The organism is Neobacillus sp. BF23-41, assembly GCF_041106275.1.
In genome coordinates this window covers 127,602-147,043 of sequence record NZ_JBGBPR010000013.1, presented here as the reverse complement: position 1 = coordinate 147,043, position 19,442 = coordinate 127,602, and the positions used below count along the sequence as shown (strand labels likewise).

Below are 19,442 nucleotides of genomic sequence, written 5' to 3'. Positions count from 1 at the left end.
CCTCCTATCCTTTTTTTGTGCCTTTTTTTAGGATCTCTAAGACAGGTGCAAACGCCTGGATTGATTTTGTTTGAAAGTAATTTGAAAAGGGATCACCTTGGTGGCGAATTCGCTTGATCGCATTTTCCATGTTAAACGATACTAGCTCGAGCTTTTCATTTACTTCCTCCCAATAAAGGGGGGTGGCAACACCTGCATGTTCGTTTCCTCGCATCGAATAGGGTGCAATAATCGTTTTTCCTTCGCTATGTTGCACATAGTCAACGTATAGCCTGTTCCCCCGCTTTTTTTTCATCCTCTCAATCGTGAAGGAGGCAGGATCCTTGGAAATTAAATACTCAGCGACAAAGCTTGTAAATAACCTGGTATCATCGTAAGAATATTCATTTTCGGGTAGCGGGATGTAGATTTGCAGCCCCTTGTTCCCAGAGGTTTTAATGAAACCTATTAAATTTAATTGATCGAGGACTTCTTTGATTAGAAGTGCTGCTTTTATCGCCAATTGAAAGTGGCCGATAGAAGGCGGGTCTAAGTCAAAGACAATTTCACTGGGTCCCTTGCTATGAATGGTTTGAAATGGCACGTGAAACTCAATCGCTAATTGGTTACCAAGCCAAACGAGTGTTTTAAGATTATTGCAAAGAATATAGTCAATCCCCTCGCCTGAATGTGTCTGCACAAATTCAGGCGCATAATCTGGACAGTTTTTTTGATAGAATGCTTCTCCGAACATCCCGTGTGGAAAGCGGATGACTGTTAATAAGCGGTCTTTTAATAAAGGCAGCATATACGGTGATATTTCTCGTAAGTACAGGATATAATCGGCTTTCCGTATGGAAAGTTTTTCCCAAAGAGGTTTATCAGGATGGGTAATATCTAAGTCTTCTGGCAGGTTCTTTTGTGCAAAAATAAAACGATCGTATGTACATAAGGATGGTTCTAAATCAAAGCGAAACCTATCAAAATGGGGCTCACGCAGCTGATTTTCATAGAGTTCTAAATATTTTACTTCTATACAAATGGCAGGTTCAACAATAATCATCTGTGCATCTTCACGGAGCATATTTTGTTTAATTGTCTGTTGCAAAGCTTGTTTTTCCTCCGGTTTAAAGCCGAAAAGTACCTGGCCGATAGGATGGATCTTATTTTCCTTATAGACACTTACGTAAAAATAACCATTTGTTTTATCATAAGCATTAATAAAACAGCTTACATATTTCCAATTTTTATATTTCAACCATTGTAAGGAACGTTTTCCTTCTTCCCATAGACTATTCTTGTGTTTAGCAATAATTCCTTCCCCATCATTTAAAACAACCTTTTCCCATAACAAATCAAAATCATCATGAGCCTGGACAAGCTGAAGTAATTGTTCATCATAGGGGTCAGCCTCCAATTCCAATCCGATTTTTTGAAACAGTTTGATGAGTTCCTTCTTCCGTTTATGGAAAACAAGAGAATGTAATGCTTTTCCGGTCATCACAAGTACATCAAATATCATCAAGCGGCATGGAGACTTGCTAGCTTGTTCTTTAATTTTTCGTTCCGATTTTAATCGGCCTCGGACTTGTATCATTGAGAAATTAGCTTTATGCGTGTTTTCTAATGAAACGAGCTCCCCATCTAATTGAAGAGGTATGTAGGGTTTGAATTGTTTTTCATGTTTTAACAAAAATCCCCTTATTTCTGGAAATTGGGAGAGAAGTGATTTTCCGTTCCTGCTAGTCAGTTTAATTCCTTGTGAATCCCATTCCAAAATAGCGCGAAATCCATCATATTTAACTTCATAGAACCAATCAGGATGAACTGGTAGATCAAATGTAAGACTTGGAAGCATCGGTTTCATCGTAATAATGTCCCTTCTTTTTTAGTTTATTTTGTTTAATTATCGTCGAATTCATCCTTTTCCAATTGTTTTTAGGAATGTGATTGTTTTGGTGACGTACAATATTAACAAAAAGATTGGAGAATTTAACGATGCATACGATGTGGAAGGGCAGTATTAGCTTTGGACTTGTAAACATTCCCATCAAGCTCCATACGGCGACAGAAGATAAAGATATAAAGCTCCGGACCCTGCATAACAAATGTCATGCCCCGATTAAATATGAAAAGGTTTGTTCTGTATGTGAGGAAGAAGTGAAGCCAGAGGATATCGTTAAGGCATATGAATATACAAAAGGGAAGTTTGTTGTCCTTGATAATGAAGAACTCGAAAAGTTAAGAAAAGAAAACGAAGAGAAAGCGGTCGAAATTATTGATTTTGTAAAAATGGAACAAATTGATCCGATCTATTATGATAGAAGCTACTATATGTCTCCCAGTGAGGGGGGCGGAAAAGCCTATTCCTTGCTTCGAAAGGCATTGATGGAGTCTCAAAAAGTTGGACTTGCCAAAATCATCATTCGATCAAAGGAGCAATTAGCCGTTATACGGGTATATGAAAATGTCTTAGTCATGGAAACAATTCATTATCCTGATGAAGTTCGTAAAGCCGGTGATGTACCTAGTGTACCTTCAGAAGACAAAGTGACGAAAAGAGAATTAGACACTGCTATCTTACTGATTGATCAATTAACAACAGATTTTGAGCCGGAAAAATACACTGATGAATATCGGACTGCATTGTTGGAATTGATTGAGTCTAAAAGAAGTGGACAAGAAACTGTATCAGCGGCAACGAAGGAAGTAGCGTCAAATGTCACTGACTTAATGGCAGCATTACAGGCATCAATTGATCGCACAAAACCCAAAAAAGCGGCAGCTCCTAGAAAGAAAGCAGCAACAAGAGTCAAAAAGGAAGCATAATCTAAGAAATTTGCTAACGACCGATTCGAATTCCCTCGGGTCGGTTTTTCATGTTCTTTCAACCATTTTCTTTGCATAATTTTAATAAATATCGAAAATTGGAAAAATGGAGGAGAGGCTATGGCTTATAATGTGCTCATGATTGCTGATCCTGGTATCGATGATTCGTTTGCCATAATGTATGCCTTACTTAATCCGAAAATAAACCTAGTTGGTATTGTCAGTGGTTATGGAAATACACCGAAAGAAAAATCGGTTAAGAATACAGCTTACCTGTTAACTTTAGGTGGGAGAGAAGATATTCCAATCATAGCAGGTGCAGCAGGACCAATATCAGGTGAATCAATAGTGTTTTACCCTGAGATACATGGCAAAGAGGGATTAGGACCAATCAAGCCGCCAGATACGATCCAGAATGTAAAAGTTTATGATATTAACAAAATTCTTGAAATTGTTACTCAATATAAAGGAAACCTTGTGATTGTTTCTGTCGGAAGATTGACTGAGTTAGCATTGATGTTTATCTTATATGGGAATGACGCATTAAAGGGAGTAAACTCATTTTATATTATGGGAGGGGCTTTTTTGGTCCCTGGAAATATTTCTTCTGAAGCTGAGGCGAATTTTTATGTGGATCCAATTGCGGCAGATACCGTTATGGAAAAAGCTCATAATATTCATCTTTTTCCTCTAAACATAACGAATAAAGCACTCATTACTCCTGATATTATTGACTTCCTTAGCAAAAATAGCCCGACACCCTTTAAACCATTATTAAAACCAGCCTTTGATTATTACTATAAAGCCTATCAGAAGAATGTGCCGGGAATTAAAGGTGCACCACTACATGATGTGGTCCCGTTAATGGCATTAACGGAACCGGGTTTCGTAGAATATATCCCGAGAAGAGTAAGAGTGGAGGAATTTGGTAATGCCAAAGGCAAAAGCATCGCTGATTTTCGACCAAAACCTGATAAAGAACCGGTTAATACTCTTGATTACATTGGCATGGAAGCGGATATACAGAAATTTGTCGTCAATTTCATGGAAATATTTTTACAAGGTAATTTCAAAAAAGACCTATGAACTCAATTTGGGGTTCATTGCTCTTGGAATACAATTCACCCCCAACGTAAAAAATCTGATTGCTGGTTAGTGATAGGAAACTATTATATTTTTAACTGATATATATTCTCTGAATTTCCTAGTTTTTGAAATTTTGTTGACTGAATAGCCGAAATGAGATAAAATAAAGGTACGCTTTTAAGTTAGTTAAATATTTATTGGTTTAAGTAGTCGTAACTGCACGAAAATGTGGGTGATGTCTATTGCCCAAACGTGTTAGTGCGTCTTTTTTATTTTTTTAAATGTAGGATAAATTAAAAGTGAACTATATTTTGGGGGTTTTTCCATGAACAACGGTAAAGTTAAATGGTTTAATGCAGAAAAAGGATTTGGATTTATTGAAGCTGAAGGCGGTCAAGACGTATTCGTACACTTCTCAGCTATCCAATCAGAAGGCTTCAAAACTTTAGAAGAGGGTCAATCAGTTTCTTTTGAAATCGTTGAAGGCGCTCGCGGACCACAAGCTTCTAACGTTAAAACAGTTTAATTCTTTTAAAAAAAGGTGATGCACCATGATTAAGCATCACCTTTTATATATATGATTTATACACAATTAGAATGGTTTTAAAGTCAACAGGATACTGCTAAATGATGTATTTGATATTTTCCATATTATTTAGCTAGCAAACTAAGTATTTAAAACAGTCATGCACTAATTACAAGGGGTGATCGTTTTGGCGTTTGGTAGAAAAAATGATGAGGAAATCAAATTAGAAGAAACTAAAATTTGGGTATGTAGTTCAGAGACTTGTAAATGCTGGATTCGCGACAATTTTAAAAGCACTGATGTGCCACTATGTCCGATCTGCAAAAGTGAAATGACTGAAAGTACTAAAGAATTGCAAGTAATTCACAATCATAGTAAGAATTTTATGTGATCAAATTGTCGGCAGGGAGGTTTCATTTCTCCCTGCCTTTTTATTATTCTTTTGCGTTATCTTTACAATAGGCAAGTACCAGTTCTTCTTCATCCTCTTCCAGATCAAAGTCAAGCACCTTTTCGCTCCCTTGTTCATAAAGATAAAAGTTGGTTATTTTGTCACCATTTTCGTCGCTGACGAAAATGGCCCTTAGGCCAATTCCTTTATCCGAATAAAGCTCATCCTCTTCATCTACATCAAGATCTAAGAAAAACTCATATCGGTCACCTGATAATAAACCGAATGGATCTTCCAATTTTTCAACTGAGTGTCCAGTAATGTTCAAGTGTATCATCCTCTTCAAATTATTCATACTAATTATTATACACATATTTAAATCAACAAGAAAAACTAGAAGTAGCACTGTTATTAATATTTTTCTCGAATAGTGTTAATTTTACATAATTATTTCAAATCAATTTGAAATAAATGTGAATAATTCCATAAATGGGATTATTATATTACAGAAATAAGGTAAGATATATTTGTAAAAAAACAAATGGGTTTATAGGAAAAGTGGGTAACAGGTTATAAATATCCATGTGAATTGTTTCACAAATAAGGAGAGAGAATTGATGACAAAAACGACAGTGCCAATACATATTCAGTTACAGCCGTTTTTCTTATCAAGGAAAAAATATTATCAGCTCCTCCATTTGCTATTTTTGGTACCTTTCAGTTTGCAAGGGAGAAATGTCCTCTATGTATTAATAGGGACCCTGAATGGTTAAGTCCTTATCAATAAGGAACCTGCAAAAACCGCCAGAAATTATTTCTGGCGGTTTTTATATTAATATAAACACGATAAAACATCGTGTTTTTTGAAAGAATATGTAAGGTGGAGAAGAAAATTCAAATAACGTTCAAAATCATTCATTTTATGAATGATTTTGAAAGAAAATGATTGATTTTTGCAATCGTTTTCAGTATTATGTACTTAAGAAGAATAAAAAAATAGGTGGTGATTACTTGTTAACACCAGAACGTCATCGAATCATACTACAATTGTTAAAAGATAAGAATGTTATTAAAATCAATGAAATTATGGAGTTAACCGAGTCTTCGGAGTCAACAATTCGAAGAGACCTCTCTTTGCTAGAAGACCAAAAATTTCTAAAGAGGATCCATGGAGGTGCCTCAAGATTACAGGGGAAACTTCAAGAGCCAAGTATGATTGAGAAATCCTCCAAAAACCTTCAAGAAAAACGATTGGTTGCTCAATTTGCAGCGAATTTAGTGGAGGAAGGTGATTGTATTTATCTTGATGCTGGGTCCACTGTGATTGAAATGATTGAATTCCTGCCATTAAAGGAAATCGTTGTTGTCACGAATGGATTAATGCATTTAAAGCCACTATTAGAAAAAGGCATATCGACCTATTTAATTGGCGGTTTGGCGAAGCCGAATACAAATGCTTTCATCGGAAGGGGAGCCTTCGTAGGCTTAGACCTCTACCGTTTTGATAAATGTTTCATAGGTGTTAATGGCATCCATCCACAATTTGGATTTACAACTCCAGACCAGGAGGAAGCAATGGTGAAGCAAAAAGCAATTTCTCTTTCAAGAGAAACCTATGTTTTAGCAGATAATACAAAGTTTTCTGAAATCTCATTTGCCAAAATTGCCGATATCCATGAAGCAACTATTATCACTAATGATGTAGATGACGAAACACAGAAGCAATACGTAAATAGAACAACTATAAAGGTAGTGACATCATGATATATACATTAACTTTAAACCCGTCAGTTGACTATATAGTCAAATTAGAGAGCTTTCAGCTAGGAGAATTAAATCGAACAATAAATGAGGCGAAGTTTCCTGGTGGAAAAGGGATAAATGTCTCAACGGTATTAAACCAATTTGGTACCAAAAGTAAGGCACTTGGATTTATTGGTGGTTTTACTGGAGCTTATATTGAGCAATATCTTCATAATGAAAAAATTGATACAGACTTTGTTCAGGTTGATGAAGATACTCGAATCAATGTAAAGATTAAGACCAGTCAAGAGTCAGAAATTAATGCTATCGGTCCAAATATTTCAGAACAAAACTTCAAGCGTCTTAAACAAAAAATTCACCACTTAGGAGCAGATGATCTATTAGTCCTAGCTGGAAGTATCCCCGCTAGCTTACCTAAAACAACCTATGAGGAATTAGTGAAAATTTGCAGTGAAAGTGGAGCAGAATTTGTTGTTGATGCTGAAGGTGATTTATTAAAAAAGGTTCTTCCTTATAGCCCATTTTTAATCAAACCGAATCATCATGAACTGGGGGAATTATTTGACACCACCATTGCTAGCCCAGCTGAAGTCATCCCATATGGCAAAAGACTCGTGGATATGGGAGCGAAAAATGTAATTATTTCTCTTGCAGGCGCAGGAGCGGTACTGATAAATAGCGAAATGACACTTTTTGCGGAAGTTCCAAAAGGGGAAGTGAAAAATTCAGTTGGGGCAGGGGACTCCATGGTCGCTGGTTTCCTGGCTGCCTACGTGCGGACCAGAAATATTGAAGAAGCATTTCGTTACAGTGTGGCATCAGGTAGTGCAACAGCCTTTTCACTAGGTTTATGTACTAAGGAAAAAGTAGAAGAACTCCTTCCACAAGTTCATATAAAAGAGATCCGTTAAGGGAGAGAAAACCATGAAAATTACTGAATTGTTATCAAAAAATACGATTCTTTTAAATATTGAAGGCAATCAAAAAGAAGCCACGATTAATCAGCTGGTTGATGTTCTTTTTAATGCGGGGAAAATATCGGATCGTACTGAATTTAAAGCAGCGATCCTAAAGCGTGAAGAGCAAAGTACAACTGGAATTGGGGATGGGATCGCAATCCCGCATGCTAAAACAAAAGTAGTGAAAGAAGCCGCTATTGTCTTTGGTAAATCAGCTGCAGGTGTTGATTATGAATCATTGGACGGTAAACCGGCACATCTATTTTTTATGATTGCTGCTCCAGATGGTGCGAATAATACACATTTAGAAGCATTAGCTCGACTCTCTGGTTTGTTAATGAAAGCGGAAGTCCGATACGATCTTCTAAAGGCAACCACTCCTGAAGAAATCATTGACACCATTAACCGAAATGATAAAGAAGAAAAACAAGAAACAGTAACAATAAGTAAAAAGAATTCAATTGTTGCTGTTACAGGATGTCCAACTGGTATTGCACATACCTATATGGCCGCCGACTCCTTAAAAGCCAAAGCATCTGAAATGGGTGTAGATATAAAGGTTGAAACCAATGGTTCTGGCGGCGCAAAAAATATTCTGACCAAGGAAGAAATTGAAAATGCAACAGCAGTCATTATTGCTGCAGATATCAACGTGGAAATGGAACGATTCAACGGCAAGCATGTCATTCAAGCAGCAGTAGCAGAAGGAATTCGTCGCCCAGAAGAATTAATTGACAAAGCGCTAAAGCAGGATGCACCTATTTTTCGAGGAAATGGCGGACAAAGTGAAAAGGGATCTGATCAAAAAGGGTCACGTACAGGCTTTTATAAGCACCTAATGAATGGTGTTTCCAACATGCTTCCGTTTGTTGTCGGCGGCGGGATTTTAATCGCGATTTGTTTTATGTTTGGTTATAACTCATTTAAACCGGATGATGCTACCTATAATCCAATTTCGGAAGCATTAATGACGATTGGCGGCGGCAACGCATTTGGGCTTATTGTACCTGTTCTTGCAGGATTTATTGCCCTTAGTATTGCAGACCGTCCAGGTTTTGCTCCGGGTATGGTTGGCGGTATGATGGCGGCAAGTGGCGGAGCAGGATTCCTTGGCGGGTTAGTCGCGGGTTTTCTAGCAGGTTATGTTGTCCTTCTTTTGAAAAAAGTATTTGCAGGACTGCCTAGATCTTTAGAAGGTATTAAGAGTATTTTACTATACCCTCTTTTTGGAATTGCCATTACAGGATTCATTATGCTTTATGTAGTGAATAAACCAGTTGCCTGGCTTAATGGAACAATTGCGGATTGGTTGACAGGACTTGGAACGGGTAATGCTGTTCTATTAGGGATTGTGCTTGGACTGATGATGTCCTTTGATATGGGTGGTCCAGTGAATAAAGCAGCCTATGTATTTGGAACCGGCTTATTAGCAAGTGGTGTCTATGAGCCAATGGCAGCAATTATGGCCGCTGGTATGGTTCCGCCATTAGCAATTGCTCTTGCAACGACATTCTTCAAAAATAAATTTAATGACCAAGACAGAGATGCTGGTAAAGCTTGTTATGTAATGGGCTTATCCTTCATTACCGAAGGGGCAATCCCATTTGCCGCAGCAGACCCCTTGCGTGTCATTCCTTCCGTTATGGCAGGTTCAGCCATCGCAGGTGCACTTTCAATGGCGTTCGGAATTGGTCTCCGTGCACCACACGGTGGAATATTTGTAGTCCCATTGGTTGAAAATGGTGCCCTTCTTTACGCACTAGCTATTTTAGTTGGATCAGTTGTATCAGCACTATTAATCGGTTTCTTAAAAAAACCAGTGAAATAATTACAAAATGAAAGAGCTGAGGGATTCCTCAGCTCTTTTGTCCTTGTGCATTGGGTTTTATGGCCATTAATGCGACAAGTGCAGCAATGATACTTAGACTGCCTAAGAGGATAAAAATCCAATGGATCGCATGCTTTAATAACAATGCAATAATCGGAGGTCCAGCAGCAACTCCAATAAACCTCATGGAACTATAAATTGATGAAATGGTTCCTCTTTCTTCTTTTTCAACGCCTTCGGTAATTAAAGCGTCTAGACATGGAAGGCCTGCACCGATTCCAATTCCGCTAATAAGAAACATGGTAATCATGTACCAAAGCTTAATCGAAAACCATAGTGCACCAATGGATAAGGCTGTTGCGAGTATTCCGGCAAACGTGATCCATTTCATCAATATTTTATTTTTCTTAATCACCTTACCGCTTATAAACGATGATAGGCAAAGTGCTCCTAGTGGTAATGCAAGAAAAAATCCCTTTTTAATATCCTTAATGTTGTATTCTTTTTCAAAAATTTCCGAAAGATAAAACAAAATCCCAAAAAGGACTAGCATGAGTATTCCACCAATAAAAAAGATACCGTATAGCCAACGGCCCTTTTCAGTAAAGGTTTTTTTCACGTTGATGAAAAACTCTTTGAAAGGAATTGGTTTCTCGGTTGTTTTTGGACATTTGACCAGAAATATGATCAACACAACGGAAACGGCACAAAATACAGGGAATGAAAAAAACGGCAAAAACCATATGAATCCCGCTAGAAAAGCCCCTAAAATAGGACTTAATACTTTCCCAAACGTATTGGATGTTTCAATTAGACCCAAACAACAACTGACATCATCTTCGTTTTTAAACATATCACCAACCAATGGCATGACAATAGGAGCCGCCCCTGCTGCTCCGACCCCTTGCAGTGCTCTGCCAGCTAAAATAATCCAATAGGCGTCATCAAGTTTCCATGAGGCAAATCCTGAAATTAAACCGCCAATTCCGGCGATGATGAGACTGGGGATAATGACCTTTTTTCGACCAATATGGTCTGATAGGTATCCTGCGACAGGTATTAAAAAAATGGCGACAATCGAATAAACAGTAATAATCATACTCGTTTGAAAAGATGTAATTGATAATTTTTTTTCCATTGAAGGTAGTACTGGTATTAACATTGAATTTCCCAATGTCATGACTAAAGGAATGGAAGACAGTGAGACGATTGCCCACTTTTGATTAGATATCTCATTGGACCGCTTTTGTCCGGCTGCAGATTGTTTCTTTTTTACAGCTTTTGGATTTTGGCTTAAATGTTCAATATGTTCCATTAATCTTCAATCCCGCCTTCATGATTTGCTACTATTACTATTCGCTTAATCACCTCAAAAAACCCTAGTTAGGGCATCCTTTAAATGGAAGAGGATTGATTTGAAATTTTCTAAATCTTTCACTTGACTTTCACTTGGAATTTGCGTAGGATAAAAGTCAAACAAACACTAAATTTTAATACTTAACTCGTTGAGCAAGAGGAGTACACTAATTTATTTCTTCCAAGAGAGTCGGGGTAGGTGGGAGCCCGATAAGAAAGGATTTGTGGAATGGACTTGTGAGAGGCATCTTGAAGTAAGAGTAGGGATGCACGGAACTCCACCGTTAAAAGGATAGGATATCGAACGGATTGTTCCGTATCTGAAGAGGAAGCAGGTTTTATCCACTGCTTCAAACGGAGGTGGCACCACGACCATAGAATCGTCCTCTATATGCGTAATTAATTGCGCATATAGAGGACGATTTTTTTTTATTTAGAAAGGAGTCGAAACATGATAATTAAACCTAGTTATATCATAAACGAGATCGAAGGAGACATGCTTACACCAATCTCCATATTACAAAAAATTAGCGGGAAAAAGAAGTTCTTATTGGAAAGTTCTCATAAGTACAATGACTCTGGGCGATATTCCTTTATTGGTGCAGACCCAGCTTTCGAACTTATTTCGAAGGGGGATAATAATGAGATTATTCAGCGGAATGGAGAAAAGAAAGTTTTAAAAGGCAACCCTCTCGAAGTATTAAAAAAACTTATGCCGCCAATGAGCTATGAAGAGATGTTTCCCTTTCCATTTATTGGAGGAGCGGTCGGGTACGTGGGGTATGACATTATCAGGCAATATGAAGTAATTGGAGATGAATTTTCAAACGGAATGGAAATGCCGGATGTTCACTTAATGTTTTATGAAGAAGTTATTGTCTTTGATCATCTTGAAGACAAGGTCTTGATTTGTGGTTGTCCTTTAGTCAAGGAGAGCGATAACGCTTTAATTGAAAAGAGAATCAATCAAAGGATAGAGGAGCTAAAGCAGCCTACCTTCTACCCAGCAGAGGAGCCATTTTATTTCTCAGGGTTTGAATCCGAAACAAACAAAGAAGCCTTTATCAAAAATGTAGAAATGGCGAAGGAGCATATTTTAGCAGGTGATATATTTCAAGTAGTCCTTTCGAGACGAATGAAATCAACATTTAACGGAGAACCATTATCGCTATATCGTAAACATCGTGCGAATAATCCTACTCCTTATATGTTTTATATTGATTTTGATGCTTATACCGTCATTGGATCATCCCCTGAAAGTTTAATTAAAACAAGAGCCAACACAGTTATTTCAAACCCAATTGCAGGGACCAAAAGACGTGGGAAAACAAACGATGAAGATTTGTTGATTGAAAAAGAATTAAAAAATGATGAAAAAGAACTTGCTGAGCATAAGATGCTTGTTGACCTTGGCAGAAATGATCTTGGCAAGATCTGCGATTTTGGTTCCGTTCAAGTAGATAAGTATATGGCGGTAGAAAAATACCGGCATGTGATGCATCTTGTCTCTGAAGTAAGCGGGCATTTAAATGCTGATAAAACAGCAATAGATGCTCTCGCGGCCTGCCTGCCCGCTGGGACTGTTTCAGGAGCCCCGAAGGTTCGGGCAATGGAAATTATTAACTCCTTGGAAAAATCAAAACGAGGGTTATATTCAGGGGCTGTTGGGTATTTATCAGCAGACGGAAATATGGATTTTGCCCTTGCCATCCGAACGATGATTTTAAAAGAGGGTTCAGCATATATACAGGCAGGGGCTGGTATCGTTTATGACTCAAATCCAGAGTCCGAATATCAAGAGACAATAAATAAACTTAATTCTTTCTTGGAGGGTGAGAAATGATTTTACTGATTGATAATTTTGACTCGTTCACATACAACCTTTATCAGTATCTAGGGGAATTAGGTGAACAAATTACGGTTTTACGAAATAACCAATTAAGCATGGACCAAATCAGAGATTTAAATCCTACAGCCATTATTCTTTCCCCGGGACCAGGGAAGCCAGAGGATGCAGGAATTTGTATCGAGTTAATTCAAACGTTTTTTAATAAAATCCCTATTTTAGGAATCTGTCTCGGCCATCAAGCCATTGGTGCAGCTTTCGGTGGGGAGATTCACAGAGCAGCCCTTATCAAACATGGTAAAACATCATTGATTTCACATCGGAGCGATGGATTATTTAACGGTCTTCCCAACCCATTAGAAGTGATGCGGTATCATTCATTAATTATTGAGAAGAGTAGTATTCCGGAGGAACTTGAGTGCATTGCTCATTCTGATGATGACCAGGAAATCATGGCCATAAAACATCGTCAATATCCCGTTTTCGGTCTTCAGTTTCATCCGGAGTCGATTGGTACTCCATCAGGTAAACAAATCCTAAAAAACTTTTTAAATGAGATAGAAAGGATGAATAAAAGTGAAGAATTATTTACTCCAATTAGCTGAACGTGAATCATTTTCTGAAAACCAGATGAAAGAAGCCGTGCATTTCATTTTGGGTGAGGAGGTTTCCGAATCTGAAATTGCTGCCTTTTTAATGGGCTTGAAATCTAAAGGAGAAACAGTTGAAGAAATTACGGGGATTGTAAAAGCGATGAAGGCAAATACGCTGAAATTTAATGAGAAATTTTCAGGCGTTCTTGATAATTGTGGAACAGGAGGGGACGGATCCTCCAGTTTTAATGTGAGTACTACGTCTGCTTTTGTTATTGCTGGTGCTGGAATTCCTGTTGCCAAGCATGGCAATCGAAGTGTTTCGAGCAAAACGGGCAGTGCGGACGTGCTGGAATACTTAGGAATCCATTTAAATCTTTCCGCAGAAAGAACAGAAGAAATTCTTCAGGAAATAGGATTATCCTTCTTATTCGCACCAAACGTTCATCCAAAGTTAAAGAAAGTCATGACAGTTCGAAAACAATTGAAGATCCCAACCATATTTAACTTTATCGGACCACTAACCAATCCGATTGAGTTGGACTATCAATTGTTGGGTGTGTATCGGAGAGATTTATTGAATGTGTTTGCTGAAGTTCTTTTGAAGTTAGAACGCAAGCGGGCTATTGTTATTAATGGTGCAGGTTTCATGGATGAAGCATCACTTCAGGGGGAAAATTATTTAACCATTTTAGAAGATGGGAAAATTGCTAATCAATCATTCCTCCCAGAAGAAGTCAATCTCCCACAATATGATAACAGCTGTATTAAGGGTGGAGACTCCAAGGAAAATGCTGAAATATTAATTAATGTGTTAAAAGGGGAAAAAGGTGCTTACCGTGATACGGTTTTACTTAATTCCGGACTAGGAATTTATACAGCAGGTAAAGCAAACTCCATTCAGGATGGGATCAATGTTGCGAAAGAAATCATTGACTCTGGTGCTGCTTATGAAAAATTAACTACTTTGATTGAAAAATCTCAAGCAGCGGGTCAGAAAGAGGCGATATAAGTGGCAACAATCTTAGATAAAATCATTGACCAAAAGAAAAAAGAAGTTCTCTTCCTTCGAGAGGGAAACCAACTACTCGAAGGTACAAATCAGCCGAAAAGATCTTTAATTCAAAAACTGAAAACAGCAGAACAAATATCGATTATATCTGAATTTAAGCGAGCATCTCCTTCAAAAGGAATCATTAATAACATGATTGAGCCTTCCTTTCAGGCGGGGATATATGAAGAATATGGCGCTTCTGCTATTTCTGTACTAACAGACCAAACCTTTTTTAAGGGCTCTTTCTCCGATTTAAGAGCTGTTCGGAGCAAGGTAAATCTGCCGATTCTCTGTAAAGACTTTATCATTGATGAATTGCAAATAAATCATGCTTCTTCCAATGGGGCGGATATCATTTTACTGATTGTAGCTGCATTAGACGATCAGAGATTGGTTGAACTCCTTCAATATGCTAAGAACTTAGGCTTGGAGGTACTGGTGGAGGTTCATAATCAGAAGGAATTGGAGAGTGCACTTAAGACAGGTGCAAAGCTGATTGGAGTAAATAATCGCGACTTAAAAACCTTTCATGTTTCGCTTGAGGTGACAGAGACATTAGCTTCCATTGTAAAAAGCACTGGTGCGTATCTCATTAGTGAAAGCGGGATCCATCACCAAGAGGATGTAGCACGTGTTAGAAATGCAGGAGCGAATGGGATTTTAGTGGGAGAAGCATTAATGAAAAGTGCAAATGTGAAACAATCCTTTTTAGACTTTCGCTTGCCGCTTAATGAAGGTGTAAATAGATGAAAGTAAAAATTTGTGGAATTACTGATGTCGAAACAGGGGTTGCGGCGGCCCAATATGGTGCTGATGCTATTGGGTTTGTCTTTGCAGATAGTAAGCGCAGGATCTCGATTGAGAAAGCACGTGAGATAATTGCTAAGATACCTAAAGAGGTGTTTAAGATCGGTGTTTTTGTTAATGAAACAAAAGATGATATCGAAAGAATCGCTTCCACTGTGGGTCTGACACATATCCAATTACATGGAGATGAAACAGCATCATTCAGTGAATCGCTTTCCTTGCCTGTCATTAAGTCAATCAGTTTTCAAGGGAATGAAAGCTTAGAAGAATTGGCTGATTTTCCAAGTGACTTTATTTTACTCGACAGTCCCAAAGGAAAATACAGAGGCGGAAATGGAACGGTATTTAATTGGAATGAGGTCAATCCTCACTTGATTAATAGCCAAAAAGTCATCCTAGCTGGTGGCTTGCATGCAGACAATGTTGAAGAAGCGATAAAAATTATTAGGCCATATATGGTGGATGTTAGCTCAGGGGTAGAAACCGATGGGAAAAAGGATTTAAGAAAGATTCAAACATTTATAGAAAAAGCCAAAAGCACACCTGTAGGGAGGTAAAGGGAATGAACACATATACATTGCCAAATGAGAAAGGCCACTTCGGCATTTTCGGGGGAAGATTTGTCCCAGAAACATTAATGAAAGCAGTAATTGAACTTGGTGAAGCCTATGAAAGCGCCAAAAAGGATCCTTCCTTTCAAGCGGAAATTCGAAAATTGTTAAAAGACTATGTGGGTAGAGAAACCCCATTGTATTATGCAGATAACCTGACGAAACACGCGGGCGGGGCTAAGATTTTTCTAAAAAGAGAAGATTTAAACCATACTGGCGCCCATAAAATTAACAATGCGATTGGGCAGGCACTACTAGCGGTACGTATGGGAAAGAAGAAAATTGTAGCTGAAACCGGTGCAGGTCAGCATGGTGTAGCAACGGCAACCGTTTGTGCCTTATTAAATCTTGATTGTATCGTGTTTATGGGTGAGGAGGACATCAAAAGGCAGGCACTAAATGTTTTTCGAATGGAATTGCTGGGTGCAAAGGTCGTCAGTGTTACATCTGGTAGTGCAACATTAAAAGATGCCGTAAACGAAGCCTTAAGATACTGGGTTGAAAATGTAGATGATACCCACTATCTATTAGGATCTGTAATGGGACCACATCCATTTCCGCAAATGGTCAGAGATTTTCAAAGTGTTATTGGTAAGGAAACAAAACAACAATTCCAATTAAGCGAAGGGGCGCTTCCGGATGCAGTGGTTGCCTGTATTGGCGGCGGGAGCAATGCGATGGGGATGTTCCATCCTTTTATCGAGGATGAGATGGTTAGTCTCTATGGCGTGGAAGCTGCTGGACAGGGTGTAGATACAGAGTATCATGCGGCTTCCTTAACAAAGGGAAGTCCTGGTGTACTACATGGCGCACTAATGTATCTATTACAAGATCAAGATGGTCAAGTTCAAGAAGCCCATTCCATCTCGGCAGGTCTTGATTATCCAGGCGTAGGACCGGAACACAGCTATTTGCATGACATTGGTCGAGCATCATATCAATCGATTACCGATAAAGAAGCACTGGAGGCATTTCAGCTCTTATCCAAGCTTGAAGGAATCATCCCAGCGCTAGAAAGCGCTCACGCAATAGCCTTTGCAGTGAAGCTTGCCGCTGAAATGGACGATTCAAAAAAGATTGTAGTTTGCCTTTCAGGGCGCGGAGATAAAGATGTAGATACCGTGAAAACACGGCTGAGAGAGGAGAAATAAGAAATGAACCGTTTTGAAAAAACTTTTACGGCATTAAAAGAAAATAATACAAAAGCTTTTGTTCCCTACATAATGGCCGGGGATGGTGGGCTAGAATGTTTGGTTGAACGTCTAACACTGTTGGAGAAATTTGGTGCAACCGCGATTGAAGTTGGGGTTCCGTTTTCAGACCCTGTGGCTGATGGACCAACTATTCAACGAGCTGGAATAAGGGCACTTGAAAATGGAACAACCTTAAAGGGGATTATTGCAGAACTAGGAAAAGCAAGAAAGGATGTGTCAGTTCCAATCCTCCTCATGACCTACTTAAATCCCATTTATTCCTATGGAATCGATGAATTTGTCCGAGATATTCGTCTTGCTGGTGTGGATGGATGTATTATTCCCGATTTGCCAATAGAAGAAGAGGAAATCATTACGCTACAACTTGAGAAAGCAGAAATTGAGTTGATTCGCCTCGTAACACTGACAACACCAATGGAGCGAATCAAAAAGATTTCAAGCAAGGGCAAGGGATTTTTATACACGGTTACAATTAAGGGGATTACAGGGGTAAGAAATGAATATGATTCGGAATTGAATCAATTTTTAAAATCTGTAAAAGATGTAAGTCCAATTCCCGTCTTGGCTGGCTTCGGCATTTCAAATCAAGATCAAATAACTGACCTAACAAAATACTGTGATGGAGTTATTGTCGGCAGTAAAATTGTCGATTTATTTAATAGTGAAAATTTGCTCGAGATGGAACAGTTGATGTCAGTCTTCAAACCAAAATCAAAGATCGTATAGGTAAAAAGTCTACTCTCGATGGTGAGAGTAGACTTTTTAATAGTTAGTGTCATTTGTTACTGAGTGAGTCCTCTAAATTTATATAATTTAGTTTACGGAATTGTTATTGAAACTTTAACAGGTACACCATTTCACAAGTAGAAAAAATATTGACAACAAGCAGTAATTCCCAGCTTCTTGAAAGCTAGTGATAAATCCTGTATAATGGTGTTTATACTTTATTAAGAAAATAAATTTCCATGATGTATACTTTTCTGAAACTTCCCGTTGTGGAAGTTTTGTTTGTTTTCATTAGATATGACTATTTTTCGGATAATATTACTTTTACAAGGAGCGTAGATTAATGAAGGACATGACGGTTGAAGAACTTTTTACGATAAAGAACCCAGTAATCATTGATATACGCTCACCGATCGAGTTTAAAGATGGCGCAATTCCGGGAGCAATCAATGTTCCCTTATTTACAAATGTGGAGCGACAAGTAATCGGAACCATTTACAAACAAGAAGGGTCGGCAATTGCGAAATGGAAGGCAATGGAAATTGTCTCGCCTAAAATTCCTGAACTCCTTCAAACAATAAAAAAATACGTTTCAGACAATACGGAACTTATTATCCATTGCTGGCGTGGTGGAATGCGAAGTAAGGCAGTGGTTACGTTTTTAGAGTTTGCCGGAATTTATTCTTGGCGACTCGTAGGAGGTTATAAAGCATACCGCCACTATATTCTTGAACAATTGCCGACAATGCTTCCTAACAAAGCAATCGTCCTCCACGGACTGACCGGTGTTGGTAAAACAGAGGTCTTAAAGATATTGAAAAAGAAGGGATATCCGATCTTAGACCTTGAAGAGATGGCGGGCCATCGCGGTTCGATATTTGGAACGATTGGTCTTGGTGACGGTCATAACCAAAAAACATTTGACTCCCTTCTATTTAAAGGTCTTCAAGAAATACAAGATGCTGATTATTTTCTGGTTGAAGCGGAAAGCAAAAGAATTGGAAAAGCTGTCCAAACTGAACAATTAATGGATAAAAAAATGCAAGGTATTAACGTCAATCTCAACACCCCCATTGATCAACGGGTAAAGCATCTTGTCGCCGAGTATGTGCAGCCATATAAGGAAGAACACTGGTACTTCGAAAAGATTTCTGATGGTATTGAAAAGGTGTTAAGACGTGTTAAAGATCCAGACATTAAAAAATCGCTCATCCAAATGTTAACAGATCGTAATTATCCTGATATGATTCGAATTTTACTTGAACATTATTATGATCCACGCTATGACCATGCAAAACAAGAGTATGAAGGGGAATTCTTTGAAATATCTGCAGATCACCCTGTTGATGCAGCAGACAAAATTGCTTCAAAACTTAATGGGTTAGGCTTTCGGCCTATTAGAGAGTTAAATAACCAACTTTAATTTAGATCATTTCCAATCGAGATCTTGAATAAATACATCCTGTAAGCTAAATGAAGATAAATTATTTATTGAAAAACCGCTGAATCCTTTCAGCGGTTTTTTCATGGGGTTTATGCTAACGATTTTTAAAGGGTTTTAAACCACGCCGTTTGATTTCATCCTTTAAGATCTTAATCCATTCTTTTTCCTTGTCAGACTTTAATGCATCCCGATACGAAACAACCAATTGCTCATTACTCATAATTTTCATTTTTTATGAATGCCTCCTTGGTAAATGGAATGAATATTCAGTTTTTATAATTGTAATGGTTTACAGTCTGTTTGAGAACCCAAAATTAATAAAATTTGAAAAAAGTTCAAATTTCTTAAATTAATAACAGATATTGGTGAAAATAAAAAACTAATACTTTCAGAATTGACGCATGATATGGTTGCACAGGACCGGCCCGA

The 19,442-nt window shown here is 38.1% G+C and carries 20 protein-coding genes and 1 other annotated feature; of the genes, 16 read left to right on the top strand and 4 right to left on the bottom strand.

Translation table 11 applies throughout. The features are described 5' to 3' along the window. Window positions 1-4 precede the first annotated feature (4 nt). Window positions 5-1,846 carry a DNA ligase D gene (locus AB7942_RS19585; RefSeq protein WP_369448168.1) on the bottom strand — a complete coding sequence of 614 codons (1,842 nt, stop codon included), beginning with the start codon at window positions 1,844-1,846 and terminating at the stop codon, window positions 5-7. Between the two features lie 131 nt (window positions 1,847-1,977). On the opposite strand from AB7942_RS19585, the gene ku reads away from it, so the two are divergent. The 4 genes from ku to AB7942_RS19565 all read left to right on the top strand — a co-directional run bounded on the left by ku (window position 1,978) and on the right by AB7942_RS19565 (window position 4,811). Beyond that, window positions 1,978-2,808 (top strand): non-homologous end joining protein Ku, encoded by an 831-nt coding sequence (gene ku / locus AB7942_RS19580; RefSeq protein ID WP_088088646.1) that lies wholly within the window; start codon window positions 1,978-1,980, stop codon window positions 2,806-2,808. Between the two features lie 120 nt (window positions 2,809-2,928). Further along, window positions 2,929-3,894: a nucleoside hydrolase gene (locus AB7942_RS19575; protein ID WP_369448167.1), complete on the top strand. Its 966-nt coding sequence runs from the start codon at window positions 2,929-2,931 to the stop codon at window positions 3,892-3,894. A gap of 325 nt (window positions 3,895-4,219) precedes the next feature. Beyond that, window positions 4,220-4,420: a cold-shock protein CspD gene (gene cspD / locus AB7942_RS19570; RefSeq protein WP_088088644.1), complete on the top strand. Its 201-nt coding sequence runs from the start codon at window positions 4,220-4,222 to the stop codon at window positions 4,418-4,420. Between the two features lie 187 nt (window positions 4,421-4,607). Next, entirely contained in the window at window positions 4,608-4,811 is a 204-nt protein-coding gene (locus AB7942_RS19565; protein WP_179195903.1) for a cold-shock protein, read from the top strand. Between the two features lie 43 nt (window positions 4,812-4,854). Here AB7942_RS19565 and AB7942_RS19560 read toward each other — a convergent pair whose 3' ends face one another. Then, the gene (locus AB7942_RS19560) at window positions 4,855-5,148 is read right to left on the bottom strand and encodes a DUF6509 family protein (protein ID WP_088090517.1); all 294 of its coding nucleotides are present in this window, start codon (window positions 5,146-5,148) and stop codon (window positions 4,855-4,857) included. A gap of 280 nt (window positions 5,149-5,428) precedes the next feature. Between AB7942_RS19560 and AB7942_RS19555 the strand changes: the two genes are divergently transcribed. From AB7942_RS19555 to AB7942_RS19540, 4 genes are all read left to right on the top strand, one after another. Beyond that, a complete protein-coding gene (locus AB7942_RS19555) occupies window positions 5,429-5,584 on the top strand; it encodes a hypothetical protein (RefSeq protein WP_369448166.1) in 156 nt (51 codons plus the stop codon). Window positions 5,585-5,822: 238 nt separating this feature from the next. Next, window positions 5,823-6,575 (top strand): DeoR/GlpR family DNA-binding transcription regulator, encoded by a 753-nt coding sequence (locus AB7942_RS19550; RefSeq protein WP_369448165.1) that lies wholly within the window; start codon window positions 5,823-5,825, stop codon window positions 6,573-6,575. Next, window positions 6,572-7,486: a 1-phosphofructokinase gene (gene pfkB / locus AB7942_RS19545; RefSeq protein WP_369448164.1), complete on the top strand. Its 915-nt coding sequence runs from the start codon at window positions 6,572-6,574 to the stop codon at window positions 7,484-7,486. The genes AB7942_RS19550 and pfkB overlap by 4 nt, the downstream gene beginning before the upstream one ends. Before the next feature lie 13 nt (window positions 7,487-7,499). After that, on the top strand, window positions 7,500-9,362 hold the full coding sequence (locus AB7942_RS19540; RefSeq protein WP_369448163.1) for a PTS fructose transporter subunit IIABC: 1,863 nt from the start codon (window positions 7,500-7,502) through the stop codon (window positions 9,360-9,362). 28 nt (window positions 9,363-9,390) lie between these two features. On the opposite strand, the gene bcbE is transcribed toward AB7942_RS19540, so the two are convergent. Beyond that, window positions 9,391-10,677: a bacillibactin exporter BcbE gene (gene bcbE, locus AB7942_RS19535; RefSeq protein ID WP_369448162.1), complete on the bottom strand. Its 1,287-nt coding sequence runs from the start codon at window positions 10,675-10,677 to the stop codon at window positions 9,391-9,393. Window positions 10,678-10,858: 181 nt separating this feature from the next. Beyond that, window positions 10,859-11,109 (top strand) — a binding site (T-box leader). A 60-nt stretch (window positions 11,110-11,169) separates the two neighbouring features. Between bcbE and trpE the strand changes: the two genes are divergently transcribed. The 8 genes from trpE to mnmH all read left to right on the top strand — a co-directional run bounded on the left by trpE (window position 11,170) and on the right by mnmH (window position 18,992). Beyond that, window positions 11,170-12,561, top strand: coding sequence for an anthranilate synthase component I (gene trpE, locus AB7942_RS19530; protein WP_369448161.1), 1,392 nt, complete (start codon window positions 11,170-11,172; stop codon window positions 12,559-12,561). Then, window positions 12,558-13,169, top strand: a complete 612-nt coding sequence (locus AB7942_RS19525) for an anthranilate synthase component II (protein WP_369448160.1) — start codon at window positions 12,558-12,560, stop codon at window positions 13,167-13,169. The genes trpE and AB7942_RS19525 overlap by 4 nt, the downstream gene beginning before the upstream one ends. Then, complete coding sequence (gene trpD / locus AB7942_RS19520) at window positions 13,141-14,169, top strand: anthranilate phosphoribosyltransferase (protein WP_369448159.1); 1,029 nt, start codon at window positions 13,141-13,143, stop codon at window positions 14,167-14,169. Before AB7942_RS19525 ends, trpD begins: the two co-directional genes overlap by 29 nt. Continuing rightward, on the top strand, window positions 14,170-14,961 hold the full coding sequence (gene trpC / locus AB7942_RS19515; protein ID WP_369448158.1) for an indole-3-glycerol phosphate synthase TrpC: 792 nt from the start codon (window positions 14,170-14,172) through the stop codon (window positions 14,959-14,961). Beyond that, window positions 14,958-15,575 (top strand): phosphoribosylanthranilate isomerase, encoded by a 618-nt coding sequence (locus AB7942_RS19510; RefSeq protein ID WP_335713118.1) that lies wholly within the window; start codon window positions 14,958-14,960, stop codon window positions 15,573-15,575. The genes trpC and AB7942_RS19510 overlap by 4 nt, the downstream gene beginning before the upstream one ends. Before the next feature lie 5 nt (window positions 15,576-15,580). Next, on the top strand, window positions 15,581-16,780 hold the full coding sequence (trpB, locus tag AB7942_RS19505; RefSeq protein WP_369448157.1) for a tryptophan synthase subunit beta: 1,200 nt from the start codon (window positions 15,581-15,583) through the stop codon (window positions 16,778-16,780). Between the two features lie 3 nt (window positions 16,781-16,783). After that, window positions 16,784-17,569 (top strand): tryptophan synthase subunit alpha, encoded by a 786-nt coding sequence (trpA, locus tag AB7942_RS19500; protein WP_369448156.1) that lies wholly within the window; start codon window positions 16,784-16,786, stop codon window positions 17,567-17,569. A 343-nt stretch (window positions 17,570-17,912) separates the two neighbouring features. Then, window positions 17,913-18,992, top strand: coding sequence for a tRNA 2-selenouridine(34) synthase MnmH (gene mnmH / locus AB7942_RS19495; protein ID WP_369448155.1), 1,080 nt, complete (start codon window positions 17,913-17,915; stop codon window positions 18,990-18,992). A gap of 115 nt (window positions 18,993-19,107) precedes the next feature. On the opposite strand, the gene sda is transcribed toward mnmH, so the two are convergent. Further along, window positions 19,108-19,242 (bottom strand): sporulation histidine kinase inhibitor Sda, encoded by a 135-nt coding sequence (gene sda / locus AB7942_RS19490; protein WP_088088631.1) that lies wholly within the window; start codon window positions 19,240-19,242, stop codon window positions 19,108-19,110. Between the last annotated feature and the right edge of the window lie 200 nt (window positions 19,243-19,442).